Genomic DNA, 17,935 nt, shown 5'->3' with positions numbered 1-17,935 from the left:
GCTAGTCGGCGGCATACTCTGCCTCCCGTTCGATGGATTCGATGTGACGACGCGGTACCTTGACCGGGCCAGGGGTGTAGGTGACGGCGCGCAGCGCGCCGCTGTACCGGAATGGTCCGTGGCGTCGTCGTACTTCCCACGACACAGGTCCTCTGGCGTCGACCCCGACCGAGATGCCGGTCCACGGCGCCATCCCGACCAGTTGTACTTGCCCGAGCAGTTGGCCCGCGTGAATGCCGTCGACGCTGACGTGGAGATCCCAACGCAACCGCGGTAACACAGCCACGGACACGTCGATTCGCTTGGTGCCGACCGGCAATGGCCCCGCATCGACCACGGAGTATGAACCGAAGGCGTTGTATCCGAGATGCAGGTTGCCGTCCTCGATGTAGAGAAGATATCCACCTTGTGGATCCCCATGGGCGACAAGGACGCCGGCGTCGCCTTCGCGGTAACCGTCGAGTTCGATCGTGATGTCGAAGTCACGGAACCCGATCAGTTTGGATGAGCGGTAGCGCTCCAGCGGGGGCGTTCCCGCAAGTAGTCGCACCGGGCGTGAGAGTGCCTCTTCCTCCGGACGGCGAACCGCGCCGACGGTATTGCCCAGTAGAGGAAACACGGTGTTCGCCCACGCCGAGTGGTCCCAGGCCTCGGCGAGTTCGCGAACCTTGTCGGGAAACCGTGATGCGAGGTCGTCGAGCTCGGTCGGGTCGGCTCGGACGTCGAACAATTGCCAGTGCGGTTTGTCGATGTCAGCTGGAGCGAGCGCCAGCAGTTTCCATCCGTCCTTGTAGTAGCCGCGGATTCCGGTCACCTCGGTGTACTGCTCGGTGTGGGTACTCGGAGCGGTGGGTGAACGCAGAACCGGCGCGCTCGACACACCGTCGAACTCCTTGACCGGCAGCCCGTTTCGCACGGTGGGGGTTTCGATTCCGGCCAGTTCGAGAAGCGTCGGCGTCAGGTCGGTGACATACGCGAACTGGTCGCGGATCCCGTTGTCGCCCGCTTCGGGTTTCAATCCCGCGGGCCAGGACAGGAGGAAGGGAACACGGATCCCACCGGCAAAGGATTGCCCTTTGTAGAACCGGAAGGGGGTGTTGGACGTCTGCCCCCATCCACGTGGATAGTGCACGCCCAATTCAGGTCCGCCGATGAGGGATTCGTCGTGTGGGACATCGCCCACCCAGTCCGGATCCTGAATATGTGCGAACTGCGCGAAGTAGCTTCGAGTCCCGTCCGAACCGCCCTCGGCGGTGCCGCCGTTGTCCGAGGTGAAGACGATGATCGTGTTGTCGAGTTCGCCCAGTTCGTCCAGGGTGTCGACGATGCGTCCGACGCTCTGATCGATCGAGTCGACCATCGCCGCGTACACCTCCATGTAGCGGGCGAACCGAGACTGCACCTCCGGCGTGAGCGAATCCCATTCGGGCACGTCGAACCCGGGTTCGGAGTTACGCGGTGCCTGTCGTGTCCCCTCCGGAAAGAGTCCCTGCAGTAGCTGAGAGGCGAACCGCGACTCGCGGATTCGATCCCAGCCCTCGTCGTAGCGACCGCGGTATTTCGCCTGATCGGCGGGTTTGGCCTGTAAGGGTCCGTGCATGGCGACGTGTGCGAAGTAGAGAAAGAACGGCTTGTCCTGATCGTGGGCGCGAAGGTCCTTGATGTACCCGACGGCCTTGTCGGTCAGATCGTCGGTGAGGTAGTAGCCCTCGGGATACTCGTCGACGTCGACCACAGAATTGTCGGAGATCAATTGATTGGGGTAATAGAAGGAATTGAGTCCTTCGAGTGAGCCGTAGTAGCGATCGAATCCACGCTGTGTCGGCCAGGAATCACGACTTCGTCCCGGGGCGAGGTTTGCGTCGCGCACGAGATGCCACTTGCCCACCGCATAGGTCGCATAGCCTGCGCCGCGGAGGATTTCGGGGAGTGTCTGGACGTCGTCGGCCAATTCCAGACGCAGTCCGGGGTATCCCGGATCGGCGTTGGCAACAAATCCGTACCCGGCGCGGTGCGGATTGAGGCCGGTGAGAAGCGCGGCGCGAGACGGCGAGCAGAGGGGCGTCGTGTGATAGTTGGTCATTCGAATGCCCTGCGAGGCAAGGCGGTCGAGGGTGGGAGTCTCGATCTCGGAGCCGAACGGTCCGATGTCGCTGTATCCCATGTCGTCGATCAGAACCACGACGATGTTGGGTGATCCGAGAGCCGGGGTCGTGGCTGTGGGCCACGCCGGGGTCGAATCGGCTGCGGTGCGGCCGATTCGACCCTCGAAGCCTTCGTAACCGCGCGCGTGCGGCGGAAGTGCGGAATCTGCGTGAGTCATGAGTTGTTCGAGGCACCTTCTGCCGCAACTGCACCTTCGATAACCGAATACTCGGAAGCGTCGCCGGCGATACTGCGGCTTCGTTCCCCATGGATGTTGACCGGGATGTCGCCGGCCAGTGTGATGCGCTCCAGACGCCGGTACTGGTTGTCGTAGTCTGCGATCGCGTAATGCTGGGTGGCCCGGTTGTCCCAGATCGCGACGTCACCCGCTTCCCAGTTCCAGCGCGTCGTGTACTCGAGCTTGATGGCGTGATCCTGCAAGAGCTTGAACACACCGTTCGACTGTTCGGTGCTCAACCCGACGAAGTTCTTGACAAAATGTCCGAGGACGAGCGTGCGTTCTCCGGTTTCAGGGTGGACACGCACCACGGGGTGCTCCGTCTCGAAGTACGTGGACTGGAACTCCTCGCGATAGGCGGCCGTGCGATCTTCGGTGAGACGCTCGGCGCTGGTGGCCGCGTAATCGTAGACGTTCGTGTGGCGAGCCCAGAGGTTCTCCGCGAGCGCCTTGAGTGGATCCGGCAGTCCGTTGTACGCGGCCACCCCCGACGCCCACGTCGTCGAACCGCCGTATTCGGGCAGCTGCACCGCGCGCAGGATCGACGCCTTGGGGATGCGATCGACGAAGGTGACGTCGGTGTGCCAACTGTTGGCCTTGCCCAGGTCCGAATCGATGGGCAGAACTTTTGCGCCGTGCGACTTCACCGTGGGGTGGGCAGTGGTCGGGGTGCCCAACAGCTGGGCGAACTCGTACTGCGAATCGTTGTCGAGGTGGTTCTGTCCGCGGAAGAAGATCACCTTGTGTTCGAGAAGCGCCTGTCGGATGAGTGAGATCGTCGCCGGATCGAGGTGCTCGCCGAGAGTGATTCCGTCGATTCGGGCGCCGATATGCGCGCCGAGGGGGGTGACAGTGCCGCGAGCGGCGCCGGCAGCCGCCCCGTTCGTTGATGCCGCGTCCGTGAGGGTCGGCTTGGCGAAAGCTGTAGACATGGTGCACCTTTCGTGGGGAGTGCACCCACCCAAACACGCGAGAATCCGCCTCGACAGGGTTGTGGTCAGTGTGATCGTTACCGCACCTGATTTGTGAATCTCGGTGAAGCTGCTACTTTTGGAGCCATGTCGACCGACCAGCCTGCCGCTTTGCGGGTCACCTATGTGACCGCTGCGCTTGGTTCGCGTCTGCCCTTGGCGCGAGAGCTGTGTTGTCGCCGCCGTTCTTTCTGCAGCTAATTTCTGCGCCTTTCCTGTCTTTCTCTTCGCTTGACCAGCGCAAAAGCTGATTTCGCGGTCGACAGAGATATGCGCCTTCTCCTCCTTCTGCAAGGGACAGCCATGTCGACACCCACCATCTCCGCCATTCCGAACATCCGATCGCGAACCGCGCTCTCGGGAACACGGACCCGTACCCAGATCGTCGTGCCCGAACTGCGCATTGCCGACGGACCGTCCGCGACGGTGTTGCGCATTGCTCGATCCCGCGGACCGCTCTCTCGCGATACCGCGGCGAAAGCGTCCGGACTGAGTATTGCCACCGTGAACCGGCAGGTCACGAGCCTGCTGGACCTCGGGATCCTGCGCGAACGCGCAGACTTGACGGCCTCCGGCGCCATCGGGCGTCCGCGGGTTCCGTTCGAGGTCAACCACGAGCCGTACTTGACCGTGGGCATTCATATCGGTGCCGTCGTCACCAGCATCATCGCCAGCGACATCCGCGGGAAGGTGCTCGGCGCCGTCGAGATTCCGACTCCCGCCACCAATTCTGCTGTCGCGCTTGCCACCATTGCGCGCTCGGCCAAATCGTTTGCCTCACGGTGGCACAAGCGTCGTCCACTCGCCGTCGGCGTGGCCATCGGCGGTCGCGTCGATTCGGCGACCGGAGTAGTCGATCACCCGCGCCTGGGGTGGAAGGGCGCCAAAGTCGGATCCATCATCGGAGCCGGCTTGGATCTCCCCGTCTCAGTCGCAGCCCACGTCGAGGCGATGGCTGCGTCGGAACTTCTGCTCAGCACCGACCGTGCCGAGGCTCCGACACCGGGCACTACCGGGCTGTACTTCTACGCCCGTGAAACTGCCGGTATCGCAATCACTTTCGAAGGTCGAGTACACACGCCGTCCAGCGGACCCGGTTCGATCGCGCACCTTCCGACGGGTTCGTCCGCACGGTGCACCTGCGGCGCCGTGGGTTGCCTTGAAGCAACGATCAGTGACCGCGCTGTAGTTGCGCAGGCTTTGTCTTCGGGCGCCGTGATCCAGGGCAGTGAGCGAGTCACGATCGCGGACGTCTACCGGGCTGCGTCGTCGGGTTCCATTCCGGCACACGAACTTCTGGTTGATCGAGCACGCGTCCTCGGCCGGACGGTGGCAATGCTGCGTGACCTGTTCAACCCGGATCGTGTGATTCTGGGTGGTCAGGCATTCACCGACTATCCCGCCGGAGTGCCCCATGTCGCCGAGGCTTTCTCGACGGCATCCTCGTTGGAGCGTAAGGACATTCGAATTACCGGTTTCGGTAATCGGGTTCAGGAATACGCTTCCACGGTCGTGTCACTGAGTTCACTGTTTGCTGATCCCGCTGCGGCCATGCGTCGCGCGTCGGCCGTCTGACTGCGAAGAGGGTAGTCAGAGTTCCGGTCGATCCAAGACTCGCAACCATGATCCGTCGGACTGGCGGCGCGCGACCTGCGTGCGCCCGCCGGTTCCGTCGGAAGGTTTGGTCGAGGTCATGGCGAGGTCGCCGCTGATCACCGTCGGTAGAGATTCCTCGACGGTGAATCTCGGTGCAGCTGCCAGCATCTGAGAGATCACCTCGCGGATGGCTTGGCGGCCCACGGTGAGTGATCCGGGCGGGAAGGCCATCACCGCATCCTCCTCGTAGAGTGCGGCGACGGCGTCTGCGTCACCAGCGTTGGCGAACTGCACAAAAAGCTTCGCGATGTCTTCCGGGGTTCCGGCCTTCTGAACGTCATCTGTTGTTGTCATGCTTCCATCGTTCTACCGCACCGGCGATAAGTCCAAGATCTAGTTTGTCTCGCAGCTAGAATCAGCAGTTATGGAACTTCGGCAGCTCGAATACTTTGTCACGGTAGTGGAGGAAGCCAACTTCACTCGCGCCGCCGAGCGGCTTCACGTAGCCCAACCGGGTGTGAGTGCGCAGGTCAAACGGCTGGAACGTGAGTTGGGGCAGGAATTGCTCGATCGAAGTGGTCGAACCGTTTGTCTGACCGACGCCGGGCGAGCTGTCCTCCCGCACGCCTACGCTGCACTCGCTTCCGTTCAGAGCACCCGCGACGCTGTCGATGCCTTGAACGGACTGGTTCGGGGTTCCGTTTCGGTCGGGATGGTTACCGCCTGCGCTTCCGCCGACCTCACAGATCTGCTCAGTCGGTTGCACAACAAACACCCCGGACTGGACATTTCGCTGGCCGAGGACGATTCGCGCAGTTTGCTTGCCGGAGTGTTGGACGGAACCTTCGACATAGCCGTCATCGGGGTGGCGGGCAAGCTGCCGGAAGGGCTCGAATCGAGGGTGATCACCGACGAACGACTGGTGGCCGGAGTGGCGGCGGATCATCCGCTGGCCGAGGTGTCGTCTCTGCCGTTTGCCGAACTCGCGACGCAATCGGTCATCTGTCTGCCGGAGGGAACCGGCATCAGAACGTGTCTGGACTTCGCGTGCGCCGCAGCCGGTACCAAGCCGACGGTTGCGCTCGAGGCAAGCAACCTCGGCATCATCGTTTCATTGGCAGCGCAGGGGCTGGGAATGGCTGTGCTTCCGGAGTCGACAGTGGGGGAGTTGCATCGGATCGATCTCGAACCGGAAGCACGATCTCGGCTGGAATTGGTCTGGCGTTCGTCGGGCGGCAAGAATCCGGCGGCCTCCGCTCTCATCGATCTTGCGAGAGCTGTTCCCGTCGAGTGAGTTCGGCCTGCGCCCGATCCAATCCGCCGTGCTCGAGAGCAGCCAACCGTGACCTGTCCTTCCAGACTATGGTGCCGCGCCGGCGGACGATGACCGACATGGTTCCACCGAGATGCTCGAGCGCTCCTGGCACGTTTCGACGCTCGGCAGGTATCGGAACAGGAAGAATATGTGCGTCGGCGATGGGCGCGGTCCCGTCGATGTCGACGCTCCACTTCCGGCTGTAGCCGCGAAGAGTCCAGCGATCGTCGGACACCGTCGTCTCCACCTGTGACGTCAGCGGATTACCCAGCCGCAATACCGTTCCGTCCGGTAGCGCGGCAACGACGGCGGTGACTTCGGTGCGCAGAGGTCCGGCGCTGACCTGGCCGCCGGCAAACGCCACGCAGGCTCGAGGATCGGTGAACCCCTGTGCCTGTCCCCACCACCAGGATTCCGGGAATCCTCCCTTTCCCCAGTTCTTCTCGCCGTACACCTGTGCCCCGGTGAGATCCCAGTTCTGCCCGTCGATGACGGCGCTTCCCTCGACCCGGCCGCCGAGCAGCCACGGATGCCAGTATTGATTGAGTGCGGGAACTGATTGGAAGTAGCTCGATCCCCCGAAGCGGCGATGCGGCCAGAATCGCTGATTGCTGATCCGCACGTCGAGATGGCTGTCGCCGAAATCGACCTGCAGTCGATCGGCATTGCCGCGGAAAGCGTTGTCGGCGTAGGCCCCCAGGATCCGTGGATCGGCCGATCCGCTCGGATGTTCGGCGGTACGGAGGAATCCGCCTGGATGCGCCGCGAGACCGAGCGTCGACCAGTTGCCGCCGTCGGACTTGTTGATTCCGGCGAGCGCGATCACCACCCGTCCGCTGCCTGGCATCGTGAATCGCCAGAAGTAACCCTCCATCGCAACATCATGGGAGGCAAGCAGATTGCCGTACGGCAGGGTGGCACCCGAGGCGCGGTACGCGGGACGCTTCACGGTCCCAGTACTGCCTGTGATGCGGTGACCTGAGCGACGAGGCGGCCTTCGTCGTCGCGAATCTCGGTCACGACCGCGACGGTGCTGCGCCCCGCACGCAGTGGCCGGGCGGTTGCGGTGACCGTGCCCTTGCGCACCCCGCGAGTGAACACGGTCGACGAACTGGTGGTGGAAGTGCTTGCACCGGGCGGAAGATTGAGGAAGGCACAGACGGCGCCGACGCTGTCTGCCAGCGTCATCAAGGCGCCGCCGTGCATTCCGTTGCCGGCGGTGGTGCGGTGGCTGTCCCAATCCAGATGGCCGACAACCTGTTCGGGTGCCGCGCTGTCCAACTGAATTCCGGTGTGAACTGCAAAAGGCATGCTCGCGACAAGTTGTTCGAGGTCCATGCCTACCGATGGTAACGAGCCGCCGAAACCTCCGTCGGGACTTCGGTTTATCGAGGGCGGTGACTTCAGAGGGGAAGGGCGGTTTCGGACAGACCTTCCGGCGCGTTGCGGCGACGGAACCACTCGGTGCCGAATGCCGCGGCGAGCTGCTCCGTCGGCATTTCGAGGAACGGGCCGAAATCGCCGACCTGCGTCGCGTGTGCGTACATGGCCGCGCGCTTGGACGAGATCACCGAACTGACATCGACGGCGGTGGTGAGTTGGTCTGCCGGAAGCCCGAACGATTCGATGTCCGGCGGCTGCGCCTCTTCGGTCCACTCGGGGTTGGCCTGCATCAGCATCTTCATGTGATCGCGGTTGGTGGACGCCTCGTAGACGAACGGCGTGCCTGCGAGTTCTGCGGCCCGGACGCCGACATGGTGGACCTGGATGTGATCCGGGTGCCCGTATCCGCCGTTGGGGTCGTAGATGGTCAGGACATCGGCGTTCTCTTCACGAAGAACCTCGGCAAGACGCTCGGCGGCCTTCTCGACGTCGACGTTGCAGAACGCTTCCGGATTCTCGTTCTCGGGCGTACCCACCATCCCCGAATCCGGGTAATGCAGGGACACGACGCGATTGGCGCCCAACGCGTCGGTGGACGCCTCGAGTTCACGGCTGCGGCGCTGAGCCAACGTCTCGTATTCGTCCAACAGGCCGTCGGGGAATTCACCGAGAGCACCGTCGGTAGCGGTGACGACTACGACGCGGTGACCTGCGTCGGCGGCCATTCTCATCACGCCACCCGTAGTGAAAACTTCGTCATCGGGATGGGCGTGGAAACACACCAGGACACTCATTCGCGCAATCGTAAGGCAAGTTACCGACAGGTCAACCCGAGCGCACAGTGAAAACGATTTGTCGAGTCGGCCTCGGCTCTGTGAACCTTGTTCAGTGCACGAGAAGCTGACATGAGCGAATCCACCAACAAAGGCCTGCTGAGCGCCTACCGCGAGATCTTTGCCGCCCCCGGATCGGTCGCCTTCTCGGCCGCCGGATTTGTCGCAAGGCTGCCGATCGCCATGATCGGCATCGGAATCGTGACGATGATCTCGCAACTTCGTGGTGACTACGCGCTCGCCGGCGCGCTCGCCGCAGTTTTCGCGCTGTCGTCGGCGATCATCGCGCCCGCGGTCTCACGTGCGGTCGACCGCTTCGGACAGCGTGCGGTCCTGCCGATTGCCGCAGCCGTGAGCGTCACAGCGATCGGGGCGCTCTTGCTCGCAGTGCGGATGGAAGCTCCCGATTGGCTGCTTTTCGTTCTGGTCGTCCCCGGCGGCGCCACCCCGACGATCGGCGCGATGATCCGCGCCAGGTGGGTGGCGATCTATGTCGGAAAACCTCAGCTGCGCACCGCCTTTGCCTTCGAATCCGTGGTGGACGAACTCTGTTTCGTGGCGGGCCCCGTCATTTCGGTTGGCCTGAGCATCGGGCTCTTTCCCGAGGCGGGACCACTGGCGGGACTGATTCTGCTGGTCACCGGAACCCTGCTGCTGGTCATACAGCGCGGAACCGAACCGAAGGTGCATCCGCGTCGACCCGGCCGCGGACGGTCGGTTCTCGGTAACCACGTGATGTGGATCGTCATCGTGATCATGGTGATGCTCGGAACGATCTTCGGCGTCATCGACGTCGGCGCCATCGCGTTCACCCAGGAACAGAATTCGCCGGGATCCGCGACGCTGGTCCTCGCGCTGTTCGCCGGCGGTTCGGGAATCGCGGGACTGATCTTCGGGTCGATGCACCCGGCGCGGTCGCTGCGAGGTCAGTTGATGATCGCGTCCTCCGGGGTCGCCGTTCTCAGCGTCCCACTACTCCTGGTCGGAAACGTGGCCGCACTCGCGGGCGCGTACGTGCTGGCAGGCGCGACCGTCGCACCGACGCTCATCATCGCGACAGCCCTGGTCGAACAGATCGTCCCCCCGGAAAAGCTCACGGAGGGAATGACCCTGACGGTCACCGGCCTCGGCGTCGGCGTGGCGCTCGGGTCTGCGCTGGCCGGGCAACTGATCGACCGCTACGGCGTCTCGTCGGCGTACATGCTCGCGGTCGGCGCCGCAGTCGCAGCCTCTATCGTGACGGCATGTCTATTCGTGAAGCCGTCAGCGTCGACGGCACGTCCATCGTCTATCGAGTAACCGGAAATTCGGCGGGGACCCCGCTGGTGCTGCTGCACGGCTGGGCTCAGTCGTCGCAGTGCTGGGGCGAGCAGGTCCTCGCGGACCTGGCTGCGGACTACCGCCTGATCGCTGTCGATCTGCGCGGCCACGGTTACTCCGACGCTCCCGAAACCGGATACGACGACTCCGCGAACTGGGCCGGCGACGTCGCGGCTGTTCTCGCGGCAGAAGGCGTTACCGAGAACGCGATACTGCTCGGCTGGTCGTACGGCGGTCTGGTGATCTGCGATTATCTGGCAGCGCACGGAACCGGTGCGGTGGCGGGTGCGGTTCTGGTCGGTGCGATCACCAGCATCGGCCGCGGTGAGAAGGGCGGCAAGGTCGGCTCGGCGATGCGTAGCGCGGTTCCCGGCGCGATGTCCGAAGATCCCCGCGAGGCGATCAGGGCACTCGGCGCTTTCGGCAACGCTCTCACCGGCCCACCCGAGGGCAAGGGTGCAGCGTCGCAGGCCTTGTTCGGGTACAGCCTCTCGACTCGTCCGCGGGTGCGCGCAGCATTGTTCAACCGTGCTGTCGGTCACGACGACTTGCTTCGCAACCTGGATATCCCCGTTCTCGTTCTGCACGGAACCGAGGACTCCGTCGTCGACGTGAGTGCAGGTAAGCACGCCGAGGAACTGATTCCCAAGTCCCAGGCGTCGTACTGGGAAGGCTGCAATCACGGCCCGTTCGTGGAGGATCCGACACGATTCGTGTCCGAAGTGCGAACCTTCATCTCGAGCCTCGGTTAGAGTTCGCGCCCGGTGAGGGGGCAGTATGGAGTCGTGACGCCCATGCACATTTCGCGCCCTCGCCGGGTGGCCGTTCTCTCGGTCCACACCTCGCCATTGGCGCAACCCGGCACCGGTGACGCGGGTGGGATGAACGTCTACGTTCTGCAATCCGCGATTCAGCTCGCCAAACGTGGCGTCGAGGTGGAGATATTCACCCGCGCGACGTCCTCGGCCGACGCACCCGTGGTGGACGCCGCTCCCGGAGTGCGGGTTCGGAACATTGCAGCTGGTCCCTTCGAAGGGCTGGACAAGGCGGATCTGCCGACTCAACTGTGTGCCTTCGTCGCGGGCGTTCTACGGGAGGAAGCGCGACACGAGCCCGGGTACTACAGCCTGATCCACTCGCACTACTGGTTGTCCGGGCAGGTCGGCTGGCTGGCTCGCGACCGTTGGGGCGTCCCCCTCGTACACACTGCCCACACCCTCGCGGCGGTGAAGAATCTTTCGCTTGCCGAGGGAGACACCCCGGAGCCGGCAGCACGTCAGATCGGTGAGCAGCAAGTAGTCGCCGAGTCCGATCGCCTGGTCGCCAACACCACCGACGAAGCCAAGGCGCTGCACGAGTTGTACGGCGCAGACCCCACGCGTATCGACGTCGTGGCTCCCGGCGCCGATCTCACCCGCTATCGACCGGGCGATCGCGATTCAGCCCGCGCGTCGTTGGGGTTGGACCCGGGCGAGATCGTCGTGACTTTCGTCGGCCGCATCCAACCGCTCAAAGCGCCGGACGTTCTGCTGCGTGCTGCCGCCGAAGTGATCAGCCGCAGCCCCGGGTTGCCGCTGCGCATCCTCGTCGTCGGTGGACCGTCCGGAACCGGCCTCGCGCGGCCGGACGTGCTGATCGAACTTGCACGATCACTCGGCATCACCGCGCAGGTGACGTTCTTGCCACCGCAGGCACCGGAGCGTCTCGCCGATGTCTACCGTGCCTCGGATCTGGTTGCGGTGCCGAGCTATTCGGAGTCCTTCGGGTTGGTCGCCATCGAAGCTCAAGCCTGCGGAACTCCCGTGATCGCCGCCGACGTCGGCGGACTGGGAGTAGCCGTACGCAACGGGGAGACAGGCCTGCTGGTTCAAGGACACCGCACCGAAGACTGGGCCGGCGCCCTCGAATCTTTGGTGACAGCGCCGACGCGCTTGGCCGAACTCGCCGCGCAGGCACCGCGTCACGCCGAGAATTTCTCGTGGGAACACACCGCGGACGGTTTGCTCGAGAGCTATCGCAAAGCCGCAGTCAACTACAACAACGGAACCGGTCCAAGCGACTTCTCGCCCCGCCGTGCGCGGGGTCTGTGGCGTCTGCGCCGGACCGGGGGAGTGCGTACATGAGCAGCATTTCGGACACCATCGAGCAGGCTCTCACCGAGCGCGAACTCGAATTCACCAGAAAAGACGACGCGCATTTCATCGTCGAACTTCCCGGTGAACACAAACTCAAGACGTCGACTCTGCTCACCGTCGGCAATCACGGTGTGCGGGTCGAGGCCTTCGTGTGCCGCAAGGTGGACGAGAACTTCGAAGGCGTCTACAAGTTCCTGCTCAAGCGCAACCGTCGTCTGTACGGGGTGGCGTACACACTCGACAAGGTCGGGGACATCTACCTGGTCGGCAAGATCGCGGAGCATGCCGTGACCGGCGATGAACTCGACCGAGTGCTCGGTCAGGTTCTCGAAGCCGCCGACGGCGATTTCAACGTCATCCTCGAACTCGGCTTCTCCTCGTCCATCAAGCGTGAGTGGGCGTGGCGGGTGTCGCGAGGCGAGTCGCTGGCGAATCTCGAACCGTTCAAGCACCTCATCGAGGAGGAGCCCGCGCAGAGCTGATCGAGCGGGGTGAGACACATCGTGGATGTGTCACGTAAAGTGACCTTTACTTGTGACTGTCGTCACGGAATAATACTGTTCCCGTGAGTCACAGTAAGTTGGTCACACCACCCCGCCGCGCAACTTTTCGAGGAGCACAGTGAGCTTCAAGAGTCCGTTCCCCGACGTTGAAATCCCCAACCTCAGCGTCTACGACTTCCTGTTCGGAAATACCGACCCCGCAGACCTCGACAAGACGGCATTCGTCGAGGGCAGTTCGGGCGCAGTCACCACGTACGCTTCGCTGATCGCACAGATCAACGGCGTTGCAGGCGCTCTCGCAGCGCGCGGACTCGCCGTCGGCGACGTGGTCGGGCTGCATTCGCCCAACGTCCCGGCCTTCGGTTCCGTCTTCCACGGCATCCTTCGTGCCGGTGGCGTCGCGACCACGATCAACGCGCTCTACACCGCCGAGGACATCGCCAAGCAGCTCACCGATTCCAAGGCCAAGTTCCTCTTCACCGTCTCGCCGCTCCTGCCGCAGGCAAAGGCAGCTGCTGACCTGGTCGGTATCCCGGCTGAGAACGTCTTCGTGCTCGACGGTGCCGAAGGCCATCTGTCGCTGCGAGATCTGCTCGGCGAGGGCGCAGCGGCGCCCGAGGTCTCCTTCGATCCGGCCACCCAGCTCGCGGTGCTGCCGTACTCGTCTGGCACCACCGGCCGACCCAAGGGGGTCATGCTCACCCATCGGAACCTCGTGGCCAACGTCTGCCAGATCATTCCGCGGATGGGCATCGAGACCGACGACAAGATTCTCGCGGTCCTGCCGTTCTTCCACATCTACGGCATGACTGTCCTGCTCAACGCTGCGCTCTACCGCCGCGCGAGCCTCATCACGATGCCGAAGTTCGATCTCGTCGAGTTCCTGCGGATCGTCGCCGAGCAGAAGTCGACGTACATCTTCGTCGCACCGCCCGTTGCCGTCGCGCTGGCAAAGCACCCGCTTGTCGATCAGTACGACCTCTCGAGCGTGCACACCATCTTCTCCGGTGCGGCCCCGCTCGACGCGGCGCTCGGCAAGGCCGTCGCCGACCGGTTGAACTGCCACGTCCGCCAGGGCTACGGCATGTCCGAGATGAGCCCGGTCTCGCACGCGATCCCCTTCGATCGTGACGACATCGCCCTCGACACGTGCGGTCCGACCATCGCCAACATGGAATGCAAGCTCGTCGACCCCGGAACGGGCGAAGAGGTCGCGTACCCGGCTCTCGGCTCGGACGGCGTCAGCGAGCCCGGCGAACTGTGGTGCAAGGGCCCGAACATCATGCTCGGCTACCTCGGCAACGACCAGGCCACCAAGGACACCCTCGACGACGACGGTTACCTGCACACCGGTGACATTGCGACCGTCGACGGCGACGGCGTCGTCAAGATCGTCGACCGCCTCAAGGAACTGATCAAGTACAAGGGCTACCAGGTTCCCCCGGCGGAACTCGAGGCCTTGCTGCTGACCCACCCGCAGATCGCCGACGCCGCCGTGATCGGCGTGCTCGACGCCGAGGGCGAAGAGGTCCCGAAGGCATTCGTCGTGCTCCAGGGCGGCGCCGAGTTGACCGAAGCCGACGTGATCTCGTTCGTCGCCGAGCGAGTCTCGCCGCACAAGAAGGTTCGCCAGGTTTCGTTCATCAGCACCGTGCCGAAATCCGCGGCCGGAAAGATCCTCCGCAAGGATCTGCGAACTGCGGAAGTAGCCCCGAGCTGATTTCCGGACAGGGTTGATCAAGAAGGGTTCCGGTACTCGTGCCAGGATGAACGCCATGAGTATCGGAACCCTGGTCCTGCTCCGCCACGGCGAGAGCGAATGGAATGCACTCAATCTGTTCACCGGATGGGTGGACGTACACCTGACAGACAAGGGCATGGCCGAGGGCAAGCGCGCCGGCGAACTGCTCGCCGAGCACAACCTGTTGCCCGACGTTCTCTACACGTCTCTGCTGCGCCGCGCGATCAGCACGGCCAACCTCGCACTCGACGCCGCCGATCGCCACTGGATCCCGGTAGTGCGCGACTGGCGTCTCAACGAGCGCCACTACGGCGCTCTGCAGGGCAAGAACAAGGCGCAGACCAAGGAAGAGTACGGAAACGAGCAGTTCATGCTCTGGCGTCGTAGCTACGACACCCCGCCGCCCGCCATCGAAGCCGGCAGCGAGTACAGCCAGGACACCGATCCCCGGTACGCGAACCTCGACGAGGTTCCCTTGACCGAGTGCCTGCTCGACGTCGTCAAGCGTCTGATCCCGTACTGGGAGGACACCATCTCCCAGGAGCTGCTCGCCGGCCGGAACGTGCTGGTCACCGCGCACGGCAACTCGCTGCGTGCATTGGTCAAGCACCTCGACGGCATCTCGGACGAGGACATCGCGGGCCTGAACATCCCGACCGGAATCCCGCTGCGTTACGACCTCGACGAGAACCTGAAGCCGCTCAATCCCGGCGGCACCTATCTGGATCCGGAGGCCGCAGCTGCCGGCGCCGCCGCGGTGGCGAATCAGGGCGGAAAGTAGCAACCCGATGATGTGCGTCGAGGCCCCCCGAACAGTGTTTTCGGGGGGCCTCGGCCAACAACAGATGAACGACGAACCAACGCCGTCCACCTGGCGGATTACGCGGGCGGGAACGTCCGAACCCGCCGTAACCGACACTTCGCGCGAACGTACGATTGCGCCGTGAGTGTCGTGATTGCAGTGCTGCTGGTCGTGGTCGCCGGCTTGGTCGGTTACCTCGTCGGCGGGGTGCTGGTGCCCAGGCTGTCGTCGCGCCAGAGTCAGCGCTCGGACGAACAGACCGGGCTGACGATGTCTCAGGTTCTCGACCTCATCGTGTTGGCTTCGGAAAGCGGTATCGCCGTCGTCGACGGTTTCCACGACGTCGTGCTCTTCAACCCTCGCGCCGAGGAACTCGGCCTCGTCAAGAATCGTCTGGTCGACGAGCGAGCCTGGCGTGCTGCTCAGGAAGTTCTACGGACGGGCCAAGCCGTCGAGGTCGATCTGACGGCGCAGACCGCTCAGCGCGGCCGCGACAAGATCGCGGTACGTGGCACGGCCCGGTTGCTCAGCAAGGACGATCGCAATTTCGTGGTCCTGTTCGCCGACGACGATTCCGAGCAGGTCCGCATGGAGGCGACGCGACGCGATTTCGTCGCGAACGTCAGCCACGAACTCAAGACGCCGGTCGGCGCGATGAGTTTGCTCGCGGAGGCACTGCTCGAATCTGCTGACGACCCGGAATCGGTGCGGCACTTCGGCGAACGGGTGCTGGGCGAGTCGATTCGTCTGGGCAAGATGGTCACCGAGTTGATCGCACTCTCGCGCCTCCAGGGCGCCGAGAAGCTGCCGGATCTCGACGTGGTCGACGTCGACACCGTGGTGTCCGAGGCACTGTCGAGGTCGAATCTGTCGGCCGAGGCCGCCGGGATCACCGTCACCACCGACCATCCGAGTGGGCTGGAAGTGCTCGGGGATCAGACTCTCCTCGTCACAGCATTGTCCAACCTCATCGAGAACGCTATTGCATACTCGCCCAAGGGTTCTCCGGTGTCCGTCAGTCGGTCGGTACGCGGCGACAATGTCGCGATCGCAGTCACCGACCGAGGAGAAGGCATCGCGAAAGCGGACCAGGAGCGAGTGTTCGAGAGATTCTTCCGCGTGGACAAGGCGCGGTCACGGCAGACCGGCGGAACCGGTCTGGGGCTGGCGATCGTCAAACACGTCGCGGCCAATCACAACGGCTCCATCGAACTGTGGAGCAAACCGGGTACAGGGTCTACCTTCACGTTGCAGATACCCGCACACGTGGAGTCGGACGACGACATCGACTCTGACGACGCGGGAACCGCCGGTTCCACGCGGATCGGCAGACGAGAACAAGGCAGTAGAGAAAACGGCATGGAGGCCAAACGATGACGAGTGTGCTGATCGTGGAGGACGAGGAGTCCTTGGCGGACCCGCTGGCGTTCCTGCTCCGCAAGGAGGGCTTCGAGACCACCATCGTCAACGACGGACCGTCGGCGTTGGCGGAATTCGATCGCTCCGGAGCGGACATCGTCCTGCTCGACCTCATGCTGCCCGGCATGAGTGGCACCGACGTCTGCAAGGCGCTGCGGTCGCGCTCCGGCGTTCCCGTCATCATGGTGACGGCGCGTGACAGTGAGATCGACAAGGTCGTCGGCCTGGAACTCGGCGCGGACGACTATGTGACCAAACCGTATTCGGCGCGCGAGCTGATCGCCCGCATCCGTGCGGTGCTGCGTCGCGGGGTGGAGAACGAGGCGGATCTCGCCTCCGACAACGGGGTGCTCGAGGCCGGACCGGTACGGATGGACGTCGAGCGTCACGTCGTGCAGGTCGCCGGTAACCCGGTGACGTTGCCGCTCAAGGAGTTCGACCTCCTCGAGTACCTGCTCCGCAACTCCGGTCGGGTGCTGACCCGTGGACAGTTGATCGACCGCGTCTGGGGCGCCGACTACGTCGGTGACACCAAAACCCTTGACGTACACGTGAAGCGGTTGCGTTCGAAGATCGAATCGGATCCGGCCAAGCCCGAACACCTGGTCACGGTCCGAGGATTGGGCTACAAGCTCGAAGCGTGATCGAACCTCGAGACGAATTCAGCCGCCCACACGATCGTGTGAGCGGCTGAATTCTTTTTGTTTACGTGGAGTCAGCCCTGAGCTTTGTTCTGAGCGATCGTGGTCGCCGGATGGACTGCTATGAGGCCGAGGCCGGCGCGACGCCTGCAGAGGCGAGCCAGCTCGTCGTACGCACGCTTTCCGAGAAGCTCTGTCAGTTCCGGCCCGTAGGACTGCCAGACCTGCCGCTCCCCGACATGAGCGTCGGGGGAGCCGGAGCAGTACCAGGCGAGGTCGTCGCCGCCCTCACCCCAGCCGCGGCGGTCGTACTCGGTGATCGTGGTCTTGAGGATCTGAACGCCGTCCGGCCGGTCGACCCAGTCCTGGGTGCGGCGGATGGGTAGCTGCCAGCACACGTCCGGCTTCACCTCGAGCGGCTCGATGCCCTTCTTGAGCGCCATGGAATGCAGTGCGCAGCCCTCGCCGCCGGCAAAACCCGGCCGGTTGAGGAAGATGCATGCACCTTTGTAGCGGCGGGTGCGCAGCGCGGGCTCGTCCTCGAGGTCGTCTTCTTCGACGTAGCCCTTCTTGCCGAGACCCTTTTCCATGAACTGCCAGTCTTCGGCTGTGAGCATTTTCACTGACGCATCGAGCTTGTCCTGATCCTCCTGATCGGAGAGGAAAGCGCCGTGCGAGCAGCAGCCGTCGTCCGGGCGGTCGCCGATGATGCCCTGACACGCCGGCGTGCCGAACACGCAGGTCCAATGCGAGAGCAACCACGTCATATCAGCGGAAATGAGGTGCTCGGAGTTGTCCGGATCGACAAATTCGACCCATTCGCGCGGGAAATCGAGATCGACCTCGGGGCTCGGAGTCATCTTGTGGGACCGGTCTGGGTTACCTGCTGTCAC

Annotated in this window: 17 protein-coding genes; 10 read left to right on the top strand and 7 right to left on the bottom strand. The window is 63.7% G+C overall.

The window, feature by feature from the left end; genetic code table 11:
• Nucleotide 1 precedes the first annotated feature (1 nt).
• Both QM596_RS23140 and QM596_RS23135 read right to left on the bottom strand, forming a co-directional pair.
• Entirely contained in the window at nucleotides 2-2,323 is a 2,322-nt protein-coding gene (locus QM596_RS23140; RefSeq protein WP_283309994.1) for an arylsulfatase, read from the bottom strand.
• Nucleotides 2,320-3,315, bottom strand: coding sequence for a TauD/TfdA dioxygenase family protein (locus QM596_RS23135; RefSeq protein WP_020906760.1), 996 nt, complete (start codon nucleotides 3,313-3,315; stop codon nucleotides 2,320-2,322). Before QM596_RS23135 ends, QM596_RS23140 begins: the two co-directional genes overlap by 4 nt.
• A 342-nt stretch (nucleotides 3,316-3,657) precedes the next feature.
• Between QM596_RS23135 and QM596_RS23130 the strand changes: the two genes are divergently transcribed.
• A complete protein-coding gene (locus tag QM596_RS23130) occupies nucleotides 3,658-4,929 on the top strand; it encodes an ROK family transcriptional regulator (protein WP_020906761.1) in 1,272 nt (423 codons plus the stop codon).
• 15 nt (nucleotides 4,930-4,944) lie between these two features.
• Here QM596_RS23130 and QM596_RS23125 read toward each other — a convergent pair whose 3' ends face one another.
• Nucleotides 4,945-5,304 (bottom strand): YybH family protein, encoded by a 360-nt coding sequence (locus QM596_RS23125; RefSeq protein ID WP_019744400.1) that lies wholly within the window; start codon nucleotides 5,302-5,304, stop codon nucleotides 4,945-4,947.
• Nucleotides 5,305-5,374: 70 nt separating this feature from the next.
• Between QM596_RS23125 and QM596_RS23120 the strand changes: the two genes are divergently transcribed.
• Nucleotides 5,375-6,244 (top strand): LysR family transcriptional regulator, encoded by an 870-nt coding sequence (locus QM596_RS23120; RefSeq protein WP_141487571.1) that lies wholly within the window; start codon nucleotides 5,375-5,377, stop codon nucleotides 6,242-6,244.
• On the opposite strand, the gene QM596_RS23115 is transcribed toward QM596_RS23120, so the two are convergent.
• The 3 genes from QM596_RS23115 to QM596_RS23105 form a co-directional block, all read right to left on the bottom strand.
• Nucleotides 6,210-7,214 carry a tocopherol cyclase family protein gene (locus tag QM596_RS23115; protein WP_019744398.1) on the bottom strand — a complete coding sequence of 335 codons (1,005 nt, stop codon included), beginning with the start codon at nucleotides 7,212-7,214 and terminating at the stop codon, nucleotides 6,210-6,212. The genes QM596_RS23120 and QM596_RS23115 overlap by 35 nt on opposite strands.
• On the bottom strand, nucleotides 7,211-7,603 hold the full coding sequence (locus QM596_RS23110; protein WP_283309992.1) for a PaaI family thioesterase: 393 nt from the start codon (nucleotides 7,601-7,603) through the stop codon (nucleotides 7,211-7,213). The genes QM596_RS23115 and QM596_RS23110 overlap by 4 nt, the downstream gene beginning before the upstream one ends.
• A 65-nt stretch (nucleotides 7,604-7,668) precedes the next feature.
• Nucleotides 7,669-8,442, bottom strand: a complete 774-nt coding sequence (locus tag QM596_RS23105; RefSeq protein ID WP_019744397.1) for a PIG-L family deacetylase — start codon at nucleotides 8,440-8,442, stop codon at nucleotides 7,669-7,671.
• Nucleotides 8,443-8,553: 111 nt separating this feature from the next.
• Here QM596_RS23105 and QM596_RS23100 point away from each other — a divergent pair, with 111 nt between their 5' ends.
• The 8 genes from QM596_RS23100 to QM596_RS23065 all read left to right on the top strand — a co-directional run bounded on the left by QM596_RS23100 (nucleotide 8,554) and on the right by QM596_RS23065 (nucleotide 17,045).
• Nucleotides 8,554-9,780, top strand: coding sequence for an MFS transporter (locus QM596_RS23100; protein WP_283309991.1), 1,227 nt, complete (start codon nucleotides 8,554-8,556; stop codon nucleotides 9,778-9,780).
• Nucleotides 9,726-10,553, top strand: coding sequence for an alpha/beta fold hydrolase (locus QM596_RS23095; protein ID WP_020906763.1), 828 nt, complete (start codon nucleotides 9,726-9,728; stop codon nucleotides 10,551-10,553). Before QM596_RS23100 ends, QM596_RS23095 begins: the two co-directional genes overlap by 55 nt.
• A 42-nt stretch (nucleotides 10,554-10,595) precedes the next feature.
• Nucleotides 10,596-11,924: a D-inositol-3-phosphate glycosyltransferase gene (mshA, locus tag QM596_RS23090; RefSeq protein WP_020906764.1), complete on the top strand. Its 1,329-nt coding sequence runs from the start codon at nucleotides 10,596-10,598 to the stop codon at nucleotides 11,922-11,924.
• Nucleotides 11,921-12,418, top strand: coding sequence for a type III secretion system chaperone family protein (locus tag QM596_RS23085; protein ID WP_003941943.1), 498 nt, complete (start codon nucleotides 11,921-11,923; stop codon nucleotides 12,416-12,418). Before mshA ends, QM596_RS23085 begins: the two co-directional genes overlap by 4 nt.
• 139 nt (nucleotides 12,419-12,557) lie before the next feature.
• Complete coding sequence (locus QM596_RS23080) at nucleotides 12,558-14,159, top strand: AMP-binding protein (protein ID WP_019744393.1); 1,602 nt, start codon at nucleotides 12,558-12,560, stop codon at nucleotides 14,157-14,159.
• Between the two features lie 46 nt (nucleotides 14,160-14,205).
• Complete coding sequence (locus tag QM596_RS23075; protein ID WP_003941992.1) at nucleotides 14,206-14,961, top strand: phosphoglyceromutase; 756 nt, start codon at nucleotides 14,206-14,208, stop codon at nucleotides 14,959-14,961.
• Nucleotides 14,962-15,123: 162 nt separating this feature from the next.
• A complete protein-coding gene (locus QM596_RS23070) occupies nucleotides 15,124-16,359 on the top strand; it encodes a sensor histidine kinase (protein ID WP_019744391.1) in 1,236 nt (411 codons plus the stop codon).
• Entirely contained in the window at nucleotides 16,356-17,045 is a 690-nt protein-coding gene (locus tag QM596_RS23065) for a winged helix-turn-helix domain-containing protein (protein ID WP_003942020.1), read from the top strand. The genes QM596_RS23070 and QM596_RS23065 overlap by 4 nt, the downstream gene beginning before the upstream one ends.
• Before the next feature lie 71 nt (nucleotides 17,046-17,116).
• Here the strand turns inward: QM596_RS23065 and QM596_RS23060 are convergent, their stop codons facing one another.
• On the bottom strand, nucleotides 17,117-17,902 hold the full coding sequence (locus QM596_RS23060) for a DUF3109 family protein (protein ID WP_003941928.1): 786 nt from the start codon (nucleotides 17,900-17,902) through the stop codon (nucleotides 17,117-17,119).
• Between the last annotated feature and the right edge of the window lie 33 nt (nucleotides 17,903-17,935).

Source organism: Rhodococcus sp. IEGM 1406, from assembly GCF_030056745.1.
GTDB lineage: Bacteria > Actinomycetota > Actinomycetes > Mycobacteriales > Mycobacteriaceae > Rhodococcus_F > Rhodococcus_F erythropolis.
The sequence above is the reverse complement of the archived record's forward strand: the minus strand, read 5'-3'. Positions and strand labels throughout refer to the sequence as shown.

Bases quoted from the DNA above. Each gene is read 5' to 3' on its own strand.
- QM596_RS23140 (WP_283309994.1), bottom strand. From the start codon at position 2,323: ATGACTCACGCAGATTCCGCACTTCCGCCGCACGCGCGCGGTTACGAA.
- QM596_RS23135 (WP_020906760.1), bottom strand. From the start codon at position 3,315: ATGTCTACAGCTTTCGCCAAGCCGACCCTCACGGACGCGGCATCAACG.
- QM596_RS23130 (WP_020906761.1), top strand. From the start codon at position 3,658: ATGTCGACACCCACCATCTCCGCCATTCCGAACATCCGATCGCGAACC.
- QM596_RS23125 (WP_019744400.1), bottom strand. From the start codon at position 5,304: ATGACAACAACAGATGACGTTCAGAAGGCCGGAACCCCGGAAGACATC.
- QM596_RS23120 (WP_141487571.1), top strand. From the start codon at position 5,375: ATGGAACTTCGGCAGCTCGAATACTTTGTCACGGTAGTGGAGGAAGCC.
- QM596_RS23110 (WP_283309992.1), bottom strand. From the start codon at position 7,603: ATGGACCTCGAACAACTTGTCGCGAGCATGCCTTTTGCAGTTCACACC.
- QM596_RS23105 (WP_019744397.1), bottom strand. From the start codon at position 8,442: ATGAGTGTCCTGGTGTGTTTCCACGCCCATCCCGATGACGAAGTTTTC.
- QM596_RS23100 (WP_283309991.1), top strand. From the start codon at position 8,554: ATGAGCGAATCCACCAACAAAGGCCTGCTGAGCGCCTACCGCGAGATC.
- QM596_RS23095 (WP_020906763.1), top strand. From the start codon at position 9,726: ATGTCTATTCGTGAAGCCGTCAGCGTCGACGGCACGTCCATCGTCTAT.
- mshA (WP_020906764.1), top strand. From the start codon at position 10,596: ATGCACATTTCGCGCCCTCGCCGGGTGGCCGTTCTCTCGGTCCACACC.
- QM596_RS23085 (WP_003941943.1), top strand. From the start codon at position 11,921: ATGAGCAGCATTTCGGACACCATCGAGCAGGCTCTCACCGAGCGCGAA.
- QM596_RS23075 (WP_003941992.1), top strand. From the start codon at position 14,206: ATGAACGCCATGAGTATCGGAACCCTGGTCCTGCTCCGCCACGGCGAG.
- QM596_RS23065 (WP_003942020.1), top strand. From the start codon at position 16,356: ATGACGAGTGTGCTGATCGTGGAGGACGAGGAGTCCTTGGCGGACCCG.
- QM596_RS23060 (WP_003941928.1), bottom strand. From the start codon at position 17,902: ATGACTCCGAGCCCCGAGGTCGATCTCGATTTCCCGCGCGAATGGGTC.